The 13,439-nt window shown below is 73.8% G+C and carries 13 protein-coding genes; 4 read left to right on the forward strand and 9 right to left on the reverse strand.

What is annotated here, in order from left to right; genetic code table 11:
• Positions 1 to 19: 19 nt before the first annotated feature.
• Entirely contained in the window at positions 20 to 382 is a 363-nt protein-coding gene (locus tag AB0M99_RS01750; protein ID WP_365916414.1) for a helix-turn-helix domain-containing protein, read from the reverse strand.
• A gap of 132 nt (positions 383 to 514) precedes the next feature.
• Positions 515 to 1,615, reverse strand: a complete 1,101-nt coding sequence (locus AB0M99_RS01755; protein ID WP_365916416.1) for an NADH:flavin oxidoreductase/NADH oxidase — start codon at positions 1,613 to 1,615, stop codon at positions 515 to 517.
• 204 nt (positions 1,616 to 1,819) lie between these two features.
• On the opposite strand from AB0M99_RS01755, the gene AB0M99_RS01760 reads away from it, so the two are divergent.
• The 3 genes from AB0M99_RS01760 (at position 1,820) to AB0M99_RS01770 (ending at position 4,701) form a co-directional block, all read left to right on the forward strand.
• Positions 1,820 to 2,911 (forward strand): exo-alpha-sialidase, encoded by a 1,092-nt coding sequence (locus AB0M99_RS01760; protein ID WP_365916418.1) that lies wholly within the window; start codon positions 1,820 to 1,822, stop codon positions 2,909 to 2,911.
• A gap of 11 nt (positions 2,912 to 2,922) precedes the next feature.
• On the forward strand, positions 2,923 to 3,609 hold the full coding sequence (locus tag AB0M99_RS01765) for a uracil-DNA glycosylase (protein ID WP_365916420.1): 687 nt from the start codon (positions 2,923 to 2,925) through the stop codon (positions 3,607 to 3,609).
• 177 nt (positions 3,610 to 3,786) lie between these two features.
• Positions 3,787 to 4,701: a hypothetical protein gene (locus AB0M99_RS01770; protein ID WP_365916422.1), complete on the forward strand. Its 915-nt coding sequence runs from the start codon at positions 3,787 to 3,789 to the stop codon at positions 4,699 to 4,701.
• Positions 4,702 to 4,801: 100 nt separating this feature from the next.
• On the opposite strand, the gene AB0M99_RS01775 is transcribed toward AB0M99_RS01770, so the two are convergent.
• The 6 genes from AB0M99_RS01775 to AB0M99_RS01800 form a co-directional block, all read right to left on the reverse strand.
• The gene (locus tag AB0M99_RS01775) at positions 4,802 to 5,869 is read right to left on the reverse strand and encodes a lactonase family protein (protein WP_365916423.1); all 1,068 of its coding nucleotides are present in this window, start codon (positions 5,867 to 5,869) and stop codon (positions 4,802 to 4,804) included.
• Between the two features lie 56 nt (positions 5,870 to 5,925).
• Positions 5,926 to 7,074 carry a nitric oxide synthase oxygenase gene (locus AB0M99_RS01780; protein WP_365916425.1) on the reverse strand — a complete coding sequence of 383 codons (1,149 nt, stop codon included), beginning with the start codon at positions 7,072 to 7,074 and terminating at the stop codon, positions 5,926 to 5,928.
• A 237-nt stretch (positions 7,075 to 7,311) separates the two neighbouring features.
• On the reverse strand, positions 7,312 to 8,805 hold the full coding sequence (locus AB0M99_RS01785; RefSeq protein WP_365916530.1) for an FUSC family protein: 1,494 nt from the start codon (positions 8,803 to 8,805) through the stop codon (positions 7,312 to 7,314).
• 263 nt (positions 8,806 to 9,068) lie between these two features.
• A complete protein-coding gene (locus AB0M99_RS01790; protein WP_365916427.1) occupies positions 9,069 to 9,497 on the reverse strand; it encodes a universal stress protein in 429 nt (142 codons plus the stop codon).
• Positions 9,498 to 9,509: 12 nt separating this feature from the next.
• Positions 9,510 to 11,060, reverse strand: coding sequence for an APC family permease (locus tag AB0M99_RS01795; RefSeq protein ID WP_365916429.1), 1,551 nt, complete (start codon positions 11,058 to 11,060; stop codon positions 9,510 to 9,512).
• A 54-nt stretch (positions 11,061 to 11,114) separates the two neighbouring features.
• On the reverse strand, positions 11,115 to 11,708 hold the full coding sequence (locus AB0M99_RS01800) for a histidine phosphatase family protein (protein WP_365916431.1): 594 nt from the start codon (positions 11,706 to 11,708) through the stop codon (positions 11,115 to 11,117).
• Between the two features lie 172 nt (positions 11,709 to 11,880).
• Here AB0M99_RS01800 and AB0M99_RS01805 point away from each other — a divergent pair, with 172 nt between their 5' ends.
• Positions 11,881 to 12,441: a sigma-70 family RNA polymerase sigma factor gene (locus tag AB0M99_RS01805; protein WP_365916433.1), complete on the forward strand. Its 561-nt coding sequence runs from the start codon at positions 11,881 to 11,883 to the stop codon at positions 12,439 to 12,441.
• On the opposite strand, the gene AB0M99_RS01810 is transcribed toward AB0M99_RS01805, so the two are convergent.
• On the reverse strand, positions 12,365 to 13,354 hold the full coding sequence (locus AB0M99_RS01810) for a MerR family transcriptional regulator (protein ID WP_365916532.1): 990 nt from the start codon (positions 13,352 to 13,354) through the stop codon (positions 12,365 to 12,367). The two genes, AB0M99_RS01805 and AB0M99_RS01810, sit on opposite strands and share 77 nt — an antisense overlap.
• Positions 13,355 to 13,439: the final 85 nt, after the last annotated feature.

Below are 13,439 nucleotides of genomic sequence, written 5' to 3' on the forward strand. Positions count from 1 at the left end.
CCGGTTGCCGACGGGCCCGTCAGGTGGCCGCGGGCGACGCGGCGAGCCGCGCCTCCTCGGCGGCGGCCGCGGTGAGGACGCTGTCGAGGAGCCCGGGGAACAGCTCCTCCAGCTCGATGCGGCGCAGCCCGTTCATCTTGGCGGTGCCGCGGTAGGTCTGGCGTACGACACCGCTCTCGCGCAGGACGCGGAAGTGGTGCGTGGTCGTGGACTTGGTGACCGGGAGTTCGAAGTACGAGCAGGCCAGCTCGGCGTCCGTGGCCGCGAGGTCGCGGACGATGGCGAGGCGGACCGGGTCGGACAGGGCGTGCAGGACGGCTTCGAGCCGGATCCCGGCGGGCTGGGGGTGGGCCAGGGCACGGGCCGCGTCACGTTCCGTCATGTCCTTGGCTCCACTCGCTCGGGTGATCCTTGGTCGGGTCCATCGTACGAGAACCGTCGTATGACCGTGAGGTGCGATCAGGCCGGTGGGGGTGCGGCGCGGGGCTTGGGGTGCCGTCGCGCCGCACCCGGTTCACCAGGAGCGGTGGTACTGGTCGGGCGTACGGATCTCGGCGCCGAGCTCGGCGGCCGCGCGGCGGGCCCAGTACGGGTCGCGCAGCAGCTCCCGGCCCAGGAGGACGGCGTCGGCCTCGCCGTTGGCCAGGATCTTCTCGGCCTGCTCCGGTTCGGTGATCAGGCCGACGGCGGCGACGGGGAGGGCGGTCGCCGCCTTGACCCGGGCGGCGAAGGGCACCTGGTAGCCGGGGCCGAGGGGGATCGTCACGCCGGGGGCGAGCCCGCCGGTGGAGACGTCGAGCAGATCGACCCCGTGCTCCTGGAGCAGCGCGGCCAGCCGGACGGTCTCGTCGGCGGTCCAGCCGTCCCCCTCCAGCCAGTCCGTGGCGGAGATCCGGAAGAACAGCGGGAGCTCCTCGGGCCACACGGCCCGTACGGCGTCGACGACTTCGAGGGCGAGGCGGGTGCGGTTCTCGAAGGAGCCGCCGTACTCGTCGGTGCGCCGGTTGCTGTGCGGGGAGAGGAACTGGCCGATCAGGTAGCCGTGGGCGCCGTGGATCTCGACGACCTGGTAGCCGGCGTCGAGCGAGCGCCGGGCGGCGGCCGCGAACTGCTCCACGACCTCCCCGATCTCCCCGACCGTCAGCTCGTGCGGGACCGGGTGGCCCTCCGCGAACGGCACGGCGCTCGGGGCGCTGGGCTGCCAGCCGTGCGCGTCGGGTCCGACGGGGCGCCCGCCCTTCCAGGTGCGGTCGGTGGAGGCCTTGCGGCCGGCGTGGGCGAGCTGGATGCCCGGGACGGCGCCCTGGGTCTTCAGGAAGGCGGTGATCCGGCGCAGTGCCTCGACCTGGGTGTCGTTCCAGATGCCGAGGTCGTACGGGGAGATCCGGCCCTCCGGGGCGACGGCCGTGGCCTCCTGGATGATCAGGCCGGTGCCGCCGGTGGCGCGGGCCGCGTAGTGGGCGAAGTGCCAGTCGCGGGCCACTCCGGCGTCCGGGCCGAAGGCCTCGGCGCTGTACTGGCACATCGGGGCCATCCACACCCGGTTCGGGATGGTGACCGAGCGGATGGTCCACGGCTGGAACAGGGCGGCGAAGGCCGCGGGGGCAGCACTCATGAGGGCTCTCCAGAGGTGACCGGACGCGCACCGGAAGTCGGCGGCTAAGTACGAGAGTCACCGTACTACGAATTCTCTCGTAGTACGAGACCTCCCGTACAACGAGGTGCGCCGCCCGCGTGCCGACCGGCCGCTGTCAGTGGGCGGGTGCAGACTGGCGGAAAAGCTGCCGTGCTGGGACAACGACGTCCGGAGGTGTCGGCCATGACCGACGTAGTGCTGCTCGCCGGAACCCGCAAGGGCCTGTTCATCGGGCGCAGGAGGGGCGGCGGCCCGTGGGAGTTCGACGGGCCCCACTTCAACGCCCAGGCCGTCTATGCCGTCGCCATCGACCGGCGCGACGGAGCGACCCGGCTGCTGGTCGGCGGGGACAGCTCGCACTGGGGGCCGTCCGTCTTCAGCTCCGACGACCTGGGGGCGACCTGGCGGGAGCCCGCCGCGGCGGCGGTGAAGTTCCCGAAGGACACCGGTGCCTCCCTGGAGCGCGTGTGGCAGCTGCATCCAGCCGGCCCCGAGGCCCCCGGCGTGGTCTACGCGGGGACGGAGCCGGCCGCGCTGTTCCGCTCCAGCGACCGCGGCGAGTCCTTCGAACTGGTCCGGCCGCTGTGGGAGCACCCGACCAGGTCGGGATGGGTGCCGGGCGGCGGCGGCGAGGGCCTGCACACCGTGATCACCGACCCGGCCGACCCGGACGCGATCACGGTGGCCGTCTCCACCGCGGGGGTGTTCCGGAGCAAGGACGGCGGGGAGAGCTGGGCCCCGTCCAACGACGGGGTCTCGGCCGTGTTCCTGCCGGATCCGAATCCCGAGTTCGGGCAGTGCGTGCACAAGATCGCCCAGGACGCCGCGAACACGGACCGGCTGTACCTGCAGAACCACTGGGGCGTGTACCGCAGCGACGACGCCGGGGCCCGCTGGACCGACATCGGCGCCGGACTGCCCTCGGACTTCGGCTTCGCGGTGGCCGCCCATCCGCACCGGCCCGACACCGCCTACGTCTTCCCGCTCAACGCGGACTCCGACCGGGTCCCGGCGGAGCACCGCTGCCGCGTCTTCCGGACCCGGGACGCGGGGGCGACCTGGGAACCGCTGACGAAGGGGCTGCCCGCCGGGGACCACTACGGCACGGTGCTGCGCGACGCCCTGTGCACGGACGACGCGGACCCGGCGGGGATCTACTTCGGAAACCGCAACGGCGAGCTGTACGCCAGCCACGACGACGGGGACAGCTGGCAGTTGCTCGCCGAGCACCTGCCGGACGTGCTCTGTGTGCGGGCGGCCTTGATCGGCCAGTAGAGTGACTCGACGTGGCAGCACGACCGTTGAACGAGATCGTCGAGCCGGGCTGGGCCCGCGCTCTGGAGCCGGTGGCGGGGCAGATCGCCGCCATGGGCGACTTCCTGCGCGCCGAGATCGCGGCGGGGAGAACGTACCTGCCGGCCGGGGCGAATGTGCTGCGCGCCTTCCAGCAGCCCTTCGACGACGTGCGGGTGCTGATCGTCGGCCAGGACCCCTACCCCACCCCGGGGCACGCCATGGGCCTCTCCTTCTCGGTGGCTCCCGACGTCCGCCCGGTACCGCCCAGCCTGGACAACATCTTCCGCGAGCTCCATGCCGACCTCGGGGTTCCCCGCCCGGACAACGGCGACCTGACCCCGTGGACCCGGCAGGGCGTCCTGCTGCTCAACCGCTCGCTGACCACCGCCCCGCGCAAGCCCAACGCCCACCGGGGCAAGGGCTGGGAGGCCGTCACCGAGCAGGCGATCCGGGCGCTCGCGGCGCGCGGCAAGCCGCTGGTGTCGGTGCTGTGGGGGCGCGAGGCCCGTAATCTGCGGCCGCTGCTGGGGGACTTGCCCGCCGTGGAGTCCGTCCACCCCTCCCCCATGTCCGCGGACAGCGGATTCTTCGGCTCCAGGCCCTTCAGCAGGACGAACGACCTCCTGCTGCGGCAGGGGGCGCAGCCGGTGGACTGGCGGCTGCCGTCCTCTGCCTGACCAGCCGACCGGCCTGCTGCGCGGTCGGCCCGTCGGCGCGTCGGCCGACCGACCGTCCCACCGGTTGGCCGACTGGTTGAACCGTATATGACATTCCGCGGATAAATACGGACAGATGCCGCCCGACCAGGCCCTGCCCGAACACCTCGTTCCGATAAGCCAGTAGCATGCGGCGCCATGAGCTCCCCCACTGGGCCCGCAAATGGCCTGCCCGTACGAATGCCGCGACCCCGCCAGACCGGACGGCACCGCCGGCCCGAGCCCGCGGTGGCGCCCGAGGGCGCGCCCGCGCTGGTGCTCGCCGTGCCCGGTGCCCCTTCGGCCGCCTCGCGGGGGCTCGCGGAAGAGATCATCAGCATCGGCCGCTCCGAGCTGCCGGGTCTGGACGCCCGCGTCGGCTTCCTCGACGGTGACGACGCCACCGAGTTCCCCTCCCTTTCCGGTGTGCTGACCGCCGTCGCGCAGGAGCGTGCCGCGCGCGCGGAGTTCGCCCGCGCCGCCGGGCACGAGGTGCCGAAGGCGACCGGCCCCGACGCCGTGGTCGTGCCGCTGCTGGCCGGCCCCGACGGCGGCCTGCTGCGCCGCATGCGCCAGGCCCTGATGGACTCCTCGGCGGCCGCCGAGCTGGCCGACGTACTCGGTCCGCACCCGCTGCTCGCCGAGGGCCTGCACGTGCGGCTGTCCGAGGCTGGCCTGTCCCGCGCGGACCGGGCCCGGCTCTTCTCGGTGACCACGGCCGCCGACGGCATCATCCTGGCCACCACCGGCGGCGAGGAGGCCGTTCAGGCCGCCGGGATCACCGGCATGCTGCTGGCCGCCCGCCTCGCGGTGCCGGTGATGGCCGCCGCGCTGGACCAGGAGGGCTCGGTGGCCGCGGTCGCCGAGCAGCTGCGCCGCGAGGGTTCCACGCAGCTCGCGCTGGCCCCCTACCTGATCGGCCCGGAGGCCGCCGAGGGGCTGCTGGACACCGCGTGCAAGGAGGCCGACTGCGCGACCGCCGAGGTGTTGGGCGCCTACTCGGCGCTCGGCAAGCTCGCCGTCACCCAGTACTCCGCCGCGCTGGGCCTCGCACCGAGCGCCGCCCCCCACTGACCGCGGCACCGCCCGGACCCGCGTCTGCGCGAGGAGGGCCCGCACCCCTGGATTCCGGGGTGCGGGCCCTCCCGCGTTCGGGCCTTCGGACCGGGTCGGGTCAGCCGAAGACCACGCAGGTGGCGGCGGGCACGGCGACCGAGCCCGCCCGTCGGGGCTCCCCGGTCAGCGGGTCGACCTCGAACCAGGTGACGTCCCCGGACCGCTCGTTCGCCGCGTACAGCCGACGCCCCGAGGGGTCGGCCGCCAGGTCCCGCGGCCAGTCGCCGCCGCCCGGCACGGTGCCGGTGAGCTGCGGCTTCTCGGTTCCGTCGGCGAGGGAGAAGGTGGCGATGACGTCGGTGCCGCGCACGGCCGCCCACACGAAGCGCCCGTCGGGCGAGGCCACGATCGCCGAGGGATAGGCCCGTACGCCGTCCGGGGTGACCCTGGGGGCGATCGGAACCTCCCCGACCGGTTCCAGTTGCCCGGACCCCGCGTTCCACCGGCAGACGGTCAGCTGCGGCTCCAGCTCGTGGAGTACGTAGACCACCTCGCCTCCCGGGTGGAAGGCGAGGTGCCGGGGGCCGGTCCCGGCGCGCAGTGCGATCTCGGCGTGCACGCGCAGGCTCCCGGTGGCCGGGTCGGACGCGCAGACCCGTACCGAGTCGGTGCCGAGGTCCACGCTGAGCACCCAGCGGCCGCTCGGGTCGGGCAGCACCTGGTGAGCGTGCGGACGCTCCTGCCGGTCGGCGTCCGGGCCGGAGCCCTGGTGCGCGAGCACCGAGGCGGGCCCCGCGATGGTGCCGTCGGCGGCGAGCGGAAGGCTGCTGACGCTGCCGGAGGTGTAGTTGGCGGCCAGCAGCCCGCTCCCGGTCAGGCTGAGATGGGTGGGGCCGGAGCCGCCGACGCGTACGGCCGGCCCGAGGGCGGCGAGCCCGTCCTCGGTGGGCCGGAAGGCGCCGACGGCTCCCTCCTCGGTCTCGCTCACCGCGTAGAGCACTCCGGTGCGCGGGTCGTGGGCGAGGTAGGAGGGGTCCGCGAGGGATTCGTTCGCGGTGAGCACGGTGAGCGCCCCGGTGAGCGGATCCACGGCCGCGGTGGTGACACCGCGGCCGCCCCCCGAGGTGAACGAGCCGATCCAGGCCCGGTGTCCGCCGCTGTGGTCCGTACTGTTCGCGCCGCCCACGGGGTGCCCCCTCTCCGCCGTTCCGGATCCGTCCGGAGCGACGGTAACAGAAGGGTCTAGACCAAATCTCGCCCTTGGGCCCTTTCCTGAGCGCCGTGGTGGTGGACGTAGGCGGTCGCACTCGGCCGGTCCTCGTACGTGCGGTGGAAGACCGGGGTCGCCGATCCGGAGATCGGCGGCACGATCCAGGACCAGTCGGCGCCCACGTCGCGGCCCTTGCGCTCCTCCTTCGCCAGGTGGGTGAGGAAGCGGCGGGACTCGGTGTGGTGGTCGGCGATCGTGACGCCGGCCCGGTCGAAGGAGTGCAGCACCGCCCGGTTGAGCTCGACGAGCGCGCGGTCCTTCCAGAGGGAGCGGTCGCTGGAGGTGTCGAGGCCGAGCCGCCGGGCGACGGCCGGCAGGAGGTTGTAGCGGTCGGTGTCGGCGAGGTTGCGGGCGCCGATCTCGGTGCCCATGTACCAGCCGTTGAAGGGGGCCGCCGGGTAGTGGATGCCGCCGATCTCCAGACACATGTTGGAGATCGCGGGTACGGCGTGCCAGCGCAGCCCCCAGTCCGCCCAGCCGTCTCCGCCCTCTTCGGCGTCGGGGTGCTCGATCGGCACCTCCAGCACGGCGTCCGCGGGGGTGTCGAACCAGCGGGGCTTGTCGTCCACGCCCTGGACGACGAGCGGGAGGAGGTCGAAGGGGGTGCCGGTGCCGCCGGACCAGCCGAGCCGGAGCAGAGCCTCGGTGAGCGGGGCGTTGCGGGCGTCGCCGACGGTTATCGAGTGGTGGTCGCCGTAGCCGGCGTACCTGACGAGCTGCTCGCTCCAGATCAGCGGGCCGGGGCGGTCCGGGGCGTCGGGCGCGAAGACGGTGATGGTGGGGCGGACCCGGCCGCCGTTGGTCGCTTCTCTCAGGTGCTCGAAGCACTCGGAGGCGATCTGGTCGGCGTCGGTGAGCCGGCGGCGGTCGCGGACCCGCAGCGAGTTCCAGTACAGCCTGCCTATGCACCGGTTACTGTTCCGCCAGGCCACTCTGGCCCCGTGGGTCAACTCCTGCGGGGTGTGCCGGTAGGTGCCGGTCTCCGCGAGCTCGGCCCGTACGGCGGCGAGCCGGACACGCGGATCACCGGAGTCCGGATTCTCCCGATGGAACAGCCGGATGAACTCCTCGGCCGCTTCCCACACCTGAGCGGTGGTGGAGCGCTGTTGAAGTATTTCCATTCCGGGCGGTTACCCCCTGTCCTACCAGATCCACCCTGTACATGCCGGATGAATGTGCAATGAACAATCACCCGTTGTACATGCCGCAGGTCAGCGCCGTGTGTGAGGAGCGCACGGAACACTCCTCCGAGTGATCTTCATCGATAGGCCTGCGGGTGCGGTCTGACGCGACGTAGCATCCGCCCACCGCCCGGGCCCGGTTGAGGGTCGGCCGGGCGGCCGGGCAGTCGTGCCCGGTCAGGCGGTGATCACCAGCGGGGAGCTCGGGTGGGTCCGCAGCGGGGCGTGCAGGGCCGCCAAGGCGTGCTCCAGGCCGTGCAGATGGGCGAGGGCGGGCTCGGCGGCGGCCGGGCGGGGAACCGCCGGAGCGATGAGTTCCGTCGCGCTGCTCGGGGCGGTCAGGGCTTCCACGGCCGCCTCCACGCGCCAGCAGGCCGCGGCCAGCCGGGCGTCGTGCGAGGCCTGCGGGTCGGCGGCGACGGCCACCAGCCCGCGCACCTCGCGGGCGCAGTCGTCGAGCAGCGCCAGGACCTGCCGGGCCCTGGCCTTGCGGGCGCGCAGCGGGCTCATCGGGTGGACGAGGGGCGCGAGCGCCATCCGCACCCGGGCCAGCAGCAGTTCGAGCTCGGCGGCGTGCGGGGCCGGGTCGGCCGCCGGGTCCCCGGCCAGCCGGTCGAGGGCGGCGGCGGTGGAGGCCCGTACGCAGTGCAGGGCGCGCTGGATCCAGGCGTCGTTGGCGGCGTGCGTGGTCACCGGGAGCACGAGGACGACGGCGAGGGCCGCGCCCAGCGCGCCGACCGCTGTCTCCTCGAAGCGCAGGAGCAGCAGCCCCGGGTGGAGCACGCCGAGGAGCCCGTAGAGCAGGCCGGCCATGACGGTGACGAAGAACATCATCCAGGAGTAGGAGGGCGCGGCGGTGTAGAAGATGCCGAAGACGCATACGGCGACCAGTACGGCCGTGGGCGCGGGGGCACCGTGCAGCGGGACGGCGACCAGCAGTCCGGCGGCGATGCCGACGACGGTGCCCACGACCCGGCGGAACCCCCGCACCAGGGTCTCGCCGCGCGAGGTGGTGTTGACGAAGATCCACCAAGCCGTGCCGACGGCCCAGTACCAGCGGTCCTCGGAGAGCGCCTGGCCGATGGCGAGCGCGAAGGCGCAGGCGGCGGTGGCCTGGAAGGCCTGCCGGGTGGTGGGCCGGGCGAGTCCGGTTCCGGGCAGGGCGGACGGGGCGGCTGCGGGCGGGGTGCGCCGCTCGATGGGCCACAGCACGAAGCGGACCGCGCCCGCGGACACGAGCGCGAGCCCGACGGCCGCGTACAGCTCGGGCAGCTGCGCGGGGACGGCGTGCAGGAACTGGGTGACGAAGAACATCATGAAGCCGAAGATCCCGAGGGCGTGCCCGCGCGGGCCGAACCGGCGGGCGTAGACCCCGGCGAAGACGACGGCCAGGAAGGCGCCGTCGCGGGCCGGCGGCACGCCGTGCAGGGTGGTGGCCAGCGCGAGGACCGGGAAGCCGGCGACGGGCAGCAGTGCGGTGGTGATCCGCTGGGCGCGCAGGTTCGCGTCGAGCACCGTGAAGAGCGCGAGAAGGGCCGCCAGTCCCCCGGTGATGGAGGCGGTCAGGGACAGCCCGCACAGCTCGGCGACGGCCACTGCGGCGGCCACGCCGATCACCGCGCGCAGCGAGTTCCTGAGTCTCACACGCCCCGGATCCGGAACCACGAACATCCTCTTCACGGCGGTGTGCCGCCCCCCTTGCGATGGCGCACGCCCGCCCGCGTCCGCCCGGGGTGGTGGGCGGCGTACGGGCACGGCGAAGGCGCCGCGCTCCGGACCGGCCTCGTTGCCGTCCGGCACCGCGCGGCGCCGTAAGTACATGGATAGGACACAGATAACCACCGATGGGCCCACTGGCTCAAGTCAAGGCCTCTGCACTGAGCCACTGGTACAGCCGGACGGACATTTCTTCGGCCACCTGGATGCCAACGGACCTACGGCTGGTCCGCCTCGCCCGTCGGGACGCACAGCACCGGCACCGGCGACAGGTGCAGGAGCTTGTGCGGGGTGGAGCCGAGGAGGGCGCCGCGGATCGGGCTGTCGCCCCAGCTCCCGACGATGATCACCCGGGCCCGGTACCGATCGGCCGCGTCCAGCAGGGCCTGGGCCGGCTTCTCGTCGACCACCTCGACCGTGGAGGGCACTCCCGCCGCGTCGGCCGCCTCCACGGCCCGGGCGAGCGCGCTGCGGCCGGCCTCGCGGACGGCTTCGCGGTGGGCGCGGTACTCCTCCCCGGTCGAGCCGGGCGCGGCCGCGCCGTACACCAGGACCAGCGGCTCGCCGAAGGCGGTGGCCACTTCCAGGGCCACCCGCAGGGCGCGCTCCGCGCCGGGCGACTCGTCGTAGCCCAGGACGACGGACATGGGGCAGCCTCCTCAGGACTCCGGCTTCGGTTTCGGCTCCGGCTTCGTTCTCGGATGCTTCGCGTGGACGAGGGCCGGGTCGGCCACCCCGCGCCGCTCCTGCCAGAAGCGGCCGTCCCGCAGCCGCCAGAAGCACATCACCAGGACCCCGACGACGGCGATGGCGATCCCGATGACCAGTGGCGGGCCGAGCCCGAACCAGGCGACTCCGCCGGCCGAGTTCTCCGGGTTCGACATGTCACCGATCGACTCCACCAGCAGCCAGGCCAGCAGACCGGCCCCGACCACCGGCCCGAAGCCGATGAGCAGGAAGTTGTGCGCGCTCTCCAGCAGGTGGCGGCGGTAGTAGACGGCGCATGCCAGGCCGGTGAGCGCGTAGTAGAAGGCGATGAGCAGGGAGAGCGCGGTCAGCGAGTCGAGGAGCGCGTTCTCGCTGATCTGGTTGACGACGAGGTACCAGCCGATGGCGATCGCGGCCACCCACCACGTGCTCACGTCCGGAGTCCGGAACCGCGGGTGGATGTGCGAGAGGCCCGGGGGCAGCGCGTGCCGGCGGGCCATGGAGAGGGCGGTGCGCGAGGCGGGGATGATCGTGGTCTGGGTGGAGGCGAGCGCGGAGGTGCAGACCGCGAGGAGCACGACCCAGTCCCAGCCGCCCATGACCTCGTGCGCGAGCACGGCGAAAACGGCCTCCTCCTCGCCGGCGTTCTCGGCGAGGAACTTGGTCCCGGAGTAGCCGACGACGGCGAAGCCGACGGACAGGTAGGTGACGAGGAGGACCACCGTCGACCAGATGCCGGCCTTGCCTGGCGCGGTGGCGGAGTCCTCGACCTCCTCGGTGAGGTTCACCGCGGACTCCCAGCCCCAGTAGATGAACACGCCGAGCAGCAGTCCGCCGGTGAGGGCGGCGCCGCCGGCGCCGAAGGGGTTGAGCCAGCCGATCGAGGGCTCGATCGAGTCGAGGGTGCTGGTGCCGGCGTAGATCCGGTAGATGGCCACGACGGCGAAGACCAGCAGGAAGAAGACCTGGGCGAGGATCAGGATGTCCTGGAGGTGGGCCGACATCTCGGTGCCGATGACGCAGATGGCGGTCATCGCGAGGATCACGACGCCGGTGAGGCCCTGACGGACGGCCTCGTTCGCGGCCCAGCTGTCGAGGCCCGCGGCGAGCAGGCCGAAGTGGACGGCGACGTCGGCGAGCGAGCCGATGACGAGTACGCCGGTCATGGCGATGGCCCAGCCGCCGAGCCAGCCCGCCCAGGGGCCCATGGCGCGGGTCACCCACGAGAAGGTGGTCCCGCAGTCCTGGTCGACCTTGTTGAGGTAGTAGAAGGCCGCGGCGATCAGCAGCATCGGCACGAAGGACGCCAGCATCACGCCCGGTGCGTAGATCCCGGCCAGCGCCACGATCGGGCCGATGACGGCGGCCAGGGAGTAGGCGGGAGAGGTGGAGTTCAAACCGATCACGAGCGCGTCGAGGAAACCGATCGCGTTGGCCTTGAGCCCCGCGTCCGCCTCCGGGAGCACGCCCGCCGGATCGCCGCCGTCGCCTTGGTGGGCCATGTACGCATGGTCACGCAAGCGCTGCCGGTGCGCGAGGCGGGAGGACCGTCGGGCTCAGGGGCTGCTGTTCCAGCCCGCGATCACCGGGAGGCCGTGTTCGGTGGACAGCACGCTGTAGGTGCCGGTGTGCAGGAGGAAGAGCCGCCCTTCCTCGGGCGGCAGGCCCAGGTAGCGGGCGGTGAGCACGCGCAGCAGGTGGCCGTGGGCGACCAGGACGGCGTTGCCGCGGTCCGCGCGCAGTACGTCGGCCACGCGGGCCAGCACCCGGTCCGCCCGGGCGCCCACCTGGGCGGCGCTTTCGCCGGGGTGCTCGGGGTCGCCGGGGGGAACTCCGTCGGTCCACAGGGACCAGTCGGGCCGGTTCCGCTGGATCTCGGCGGTGGTGACGCCCTCGTAGCCGCCGTAGTCCCACTCGTACAGGTCGGGGTCGGTCTCGCCACCGGTGAGGCCGGCGAGCTCGGCGGTCGCGACGGCCCGGCGCAGCGGGCTGGTCAGCACCAGGGCCGGGTGGCGGCCGCGGAAGAACGGGGCCAGCGAGATGGCCTCCTCGACCCCGCGCGCGTTCAGCGGGACGTCGGTGCGCCCGGTGTGCCGACCGCTCGCGCTCCAGGCCGTCTCGCCGTGCCTCACCAGCAGCAGGTCGCTCACGTCTCGGACCCTACGGCCTGCGGCGGGTCGGCGCCCGGGGATGCGGGCGGCGTGTCACGGCCGGACGTCACGGATCGGAGGTCTCGGACAGGAGGTCTCGGACAGGAGGTCGAAATTCGATGCACAAACGGTGCGAGTTGGCCCGCTCCTCGTCCATGGCGAGGCTCGGGGCATGGACGAGGCGGAGCTCGACGAACGCGTCGCGGCCGGTTTCGCGGCGGGCGACGAGGCGTGCATGGAGGCGGTCCACCGGCGCTGGCGGCCTCTGGTGCACTCCCTCGCCCGGCGCGCGCTGGGCGACGAGCGCGAGGCCGAGGACGTGACCCAGCAGGTCTTCCTGGCCGCCTGGCGCGGCCGCGGCCGCTACCGCCCGGGACCCGGCGGGCTCGGGGCCTGGCTGACCGGGATCACCCGGCACAAGGTGGCCGACGCCCTGGAGGCGCGGACCCGGTGGGCCCGGGTAGCGGCGGCCGCCGGCCGCTCCGGTTCCCTCACGCGCCCCGAGAGCGAGCAGGACCGGGTCGTGGAGCGGATGGCCGTGCTCGGCGAGTTGGCCGGGCTGCCGTCGGCACAGCAGCGGGTGCTGCGCCTGGCGTTCTACGGGGACCTGACCCAGACACAGATCGCGGAGCACACCGGGATGCCGCTGGGCACCGTCAAGAGCCATATGCGGCGGGCTCTGCACGTGCTGCGCCGGTCGATGGAGCCGCGCCCGCCACGAGCGCCTCGATGACGGCCAGTCCCGAACGCAGCCCGAACAGCCGCCGGCTGCGCGGTGCCGGGGTGCGGGTCCCCCAGCCGGGCCCGGCCAGCAGCAGCGCGGGGTGCCCGCGCGCCCCGCGCTGCCCCCACTCGATCGCGGCCACCGACCGGGCCAGGCCGTCGTCGGCGGTCGTACGGGTCTGCGCCCACAGCACGACGGCCTGCGGGCCGGTGCGCCGGGCGGCCTCGCGCAGGGCGTCGGCGGGCAGCGCCGCGCCGAACATCCGCACGGGCAGGCCGCGTTCCCCGAGGGCCGCGGTCAACGCCTCGATCGGCAGGCTGTGCTGCTCCCCCGGCGCGCACGCGAGGAGCAGCGGCCGGGTCCGCGGCCGCTCCGCCAGGGGGCGGATCCGGCTCATGGCCGCGGAGATCTGCCAGGACAGCAGGTGTTCCACCTCCACGTAACGCTCCCCCGCCGAAGCCCATTTGCGGCCCACCGCGTGCAGGGTCGGCGCGAGGACCTCCTCCCAGGCGGTCACCAGGCCGTGCTCGGCCAGAGCCGCGTCCAGCAGTCGCGCCACGGTCGGCGCGTCCAGTCGTACGGCGGCCCGCGCGAGCCCCCTGCACTCGGGGCGGACCTCCCCCAGCGGAAGGGCGGCGGACCCGCCCGGCGCCCCTGCCGGAACCGGGGCCGGGCGCACGGCGGCCGAGCCGGGGGGCGTGCCGAGGGCGGCTCGCGCCGCCTCGGACGGGGGTACGCCCTGCGCGGTGAGCCGGCACATCAGCTCCAGGCGGGCGACGTCCCGCGGGGTCCAGCGGCGGTGCCGGCCCTCCTCCCGGAAGGCGGGCCCGATGGCGTACCGGCGCTCCCAGGAGCGCAGGGTGGTCGGCGAGACCCCCAGGTGGCGGGCGACGGCCCCGGTGCTCAGCGCGGCGTCGGACACGCCCCGAGCGGGGTCGGTCGGCGCGGGGTCGGTCGGCGGCGCGGGCTGCACTCGTTCACGGTACGGCGTGGACGCCGGGCGGGCG

Origin of the sequence: Streptomyces sp. NPDC051183 (assembly GCF_040682455.1) — a bacterium.
Lineage (GTDB): Bacteria > Actinomycetota > Actinomycetes > Streptomycetales > Streptomycetaceae > Streptomyces.

What these genes read in the sequence shown, in the direction of transcription:
- AB0M99_RS01755 (WP_365916416.1), bottom strand. Translation starts at nt 1,615, where the DNA reads ATGAGTGCTGCCCCCGCGGCCTTCGCCGCCCTGTTCCAGCCGTGGACC.
- AB0M99_RS01770 (WP_365916422.1), top strand. Translation starts at nt 3,787, where the DNA reads ATGAGCTCCCCCACTGGGCCCGCAAATGGCCTGCCCGTACGAATGCCG.
- AB0M99_RS01760 (WP_365916418.1), top strand. Translation starts at nt 1,820, where the DNA reads ATGACCGACGTAGTGCTGCTCGCCGGAACCCGCAAGGGCCTGTTCATC.
- AB0M99_RS01780 (WP_365916425.1), bottom strand. Translation starts at nt 7,074, where the DNA reads ATGGAAATACTTCAACAGCGCTCCACCACCGCTCAGGTGTGGGAAGCG.
- AB0M99_RS01785 (WP_365916530.1), bottom strand. Translation starts at nt 8,805, where the DNA reads ATGTTCGTGGTTCCGGATCCGGGGCGTGTGAGACTCAGGAACTCGCTG.
- AB0M99_RS01750 (WP_365916414.1), bottom strand. Translation starts at nt 382, where the DNA reads ATGACGGAACGTGACGCGGCCCGTGCCCTGGCCCACCCCCAGCCCGCC.
- AB0M99_RS01795 (WP_365916429.1), bottom strand. Translation starts at nt 11,060, where the DNA reads ATGGCCCACCAAGGCGACGGCGGCGATCCGGCGGGCGTGCTCCCGGAG.
- AB0M99_RS01790 (WP_365916427.1), bottom strand. Translation starts at nt 9,497, where the DNA reads ATGTCCGTCGTCCTGGGCTACGACGAGTCGCCCGGCGCGGAGCGCGCC.
- AB0M99_RS01805 (WP_365916433.1), top strand. Translation starts at nt 11,881, where the DNA reads ATGGACGAGGCGGAGCTCGACGAACGCGTCGCGGCCGGTTTCGCGGCG.